The sequence below is a fragment of the Actibacterium sp. genome, assembly GCF_041584535.1.
GTDB lineage: Bacteria > Pseudomonadota > Alphaproteobacteria > Rhodobacterales > Rhodobacteraceae > Actibacterium_D.
The window spans coordinates 1-1608 of the sequence record NZ_JBFHDW010000417.1; the positions used below are offsets into that span (position 1 = coordinate 1).

The 1608-nt window shown below is 63.4% G+C and carries 4 protein-coding genes; 2 read left to right on the top strand and 2 right to left on the bottom strand.

The window, feature by feature from the left end; genetic code table 11:
• A partial coding sequence (locus ABYW26_RS14300) for a response regulator (protein ID WP_372605583.1) occupies positions 1-336 on the bottom strand: 336 nt, incomplete at its 3' end.
• Between the two features lie 126 nt (positions 337-462).
• Here ABYW26_RS14300 and mce point away from each other — a divergent pair.
• Positions 463-867: a methylmalonyl-CoA epimerase gene (gene mce, locus ABYW26_RS14305; RefSeq protein WP_372605584.1), complete on the top strand. Its 405-nt coding sequence runs from the start codon at positions 463-465 to the stop codon at positions 865-867.
• Positions 867-1160, top strand: a complete 294-nt coding sequence (locus ABYW26_RS14310) for a DUF1467 family protein (RefSeq protein WP_372605585.1) — start codon at positions 867-869, stop codon at positions 1158-1160. Before mce ends, ABYW26_RS14310 begins: the two co-directional genes overlap by 1 nt.
• Here the strand turns inward: ABYW26_RS14310 and ABYW26_RS14315 are convergent.
• Positions 1078-1608: EI24 domain-containing protein (locus ABYW26_RS14315; protein ID WP_372605586.1), on the bottom strand; the 531-nt coding region annotated here is incomplete at its 5' end. The two genes, ABYW26_RS14310 and ABYW26_RS14315, sit on opposite strands and share 83 nt — an antisense overlap.

The following is a 1608-nucleotide window of genomic DNA, read 5'->3' on the forward strand; positions in this document are numbered from 1 at the left end:
GGCCCCGGCGGCCAGCGCCCTGTCGTGCCCGTCGCTATCGCCGCTGATCCCCAACACCACGCCGATGCGCGGGCGCGCCGAGGTCAGCGCCTTGATCAGGTCCTCGCCCGCGCCATCGGGCAGGCCCAGATCAATGATCGCCACCGACGGGTGATAGATTTGCAGGTGCCGCCGCGCGGTGCAGATGCTATCGGCCCGCCGGATTCGCGCGCCCAGGCGCAGGCACATCAGCCGCACCGCCTCGGACGCATAGCGGCTGTCTTCGACCAACAGCACCGTCAGACCGCTGAGTGGCCGCGCCGGTCCGGTGCCGAAGGGTGTCAGTTTGTTGCTCATACCGGCCTCCCGACTCGGGGACCATTACGCCCGCAACGGTTTAAGGAACGGTAAATGGCCGCGCCCTCTTGCAGCAAAGGCGGCAAGACCGCATAACCTGTGCGATCGCAGAAAAGGAGAGTCCCCATGATCGGTCGCCTGAACCATGTCGCCATTGCCGTGCCGGACCTTGCCGCCGCTGCCGCGCAATATGCCAACACGCTGGGCGCGGTCGTGCGCGACCCGCAGGACGAGCCCGATCACGGCGTGACCGTTGTGTTTATCGAACTGCCGAACACCAAGATCGAACTGCTGTATCCGCTGGGCGAAGGCAGCCCGATCAACGGCTTTCTTGAAAAGAACCCCTCGGGCGGGATTCACCACATCTGTTACGAGGTCGACGACATTTTGGCCGCGCGCGACAAGCTGAAGGCCGAAGGCGCCCGCGTTCTGGGCTCGGGCGAGCCCAAGATCGGTGCTCATGGCAAGCCGGTGCTGTTCCTGCATCCCAAGGATTTCAACGGCTGCCTGATCGAGCTGGAACAAGTCTGATGTCGATCACCGCCGCCATTGTTCTGTTTGCCGTGATCTGGTTCATGGTGCTGTTCATCAAACTGGCGATGCACCGCGATTTTCAGGCCGATACCGGCGCGGTCGAGCGGGGCACGCATGCCAGCGCCCCGGTCAATTTCAACCCCAAGCGCACGGCGCTGATCGTTTCGGGCGTGACCGTGGTTCTGTGGGTGATCCTTGCCGGGACCATCATGTCCGGGGTTGTGTCGGTCCGTGATCTGGACTGGCTGAACCAACTGACGATCCTGCCAAGCGGTGGTAAAGATGGGTAAAGGTCGCGGCGCCCAGCACCGGGATCAGCAGGTTCACGATCGGCACCGTTAGCGGAATCGCCATCAGCGTGCCAGCAAGCCAGACCTTGCCGCGATGCTGGCGGCGAAGCTTGGTGGCGCCCATGCGCCCCAGCCGCCGCATCGCGACCATCTGGAAATATTCGCGGCCCAGAAGATAGCCGTTCACCGCCCAGAACAGCACCGGCGCAAGCGGTCCCATCGGGATGCTCAGCATCAGCGCGACGATGTTCACCGCCACCAGCACCCCGAAAAAGTTGATACTGTCACGAAACGCCTCGTAAATCGGGGTGCGCGGCGCCGGGGGCAGGTTGGGATAATGCAGGTCTTCGACCGCGTCTGCCACGTCCTCAAGAAAGAACCCGGTAAAGGCCGAGGCCACCGGCACCATCAGGAACACCGACAGCACCAGCATCAGCAGAATCGTGAA

What these genes read in the sequence shown, in the direction of transcription:
- ABYW26_RS14310 (WP_372605585.1), top strand. Translation starts at nt 867, where the DNA reads ATGTCGATCACCGCCGCCATTGTTCTGTTTGCCGTGATCTGGTTCATG.
- mce (WP_372605584.1), top strand. Translation starts at nt 463, where the DNA reads ATGATCGGTCGCCTGAACCATGTCGCCATTGCCGTGCCGGACCTTGCC.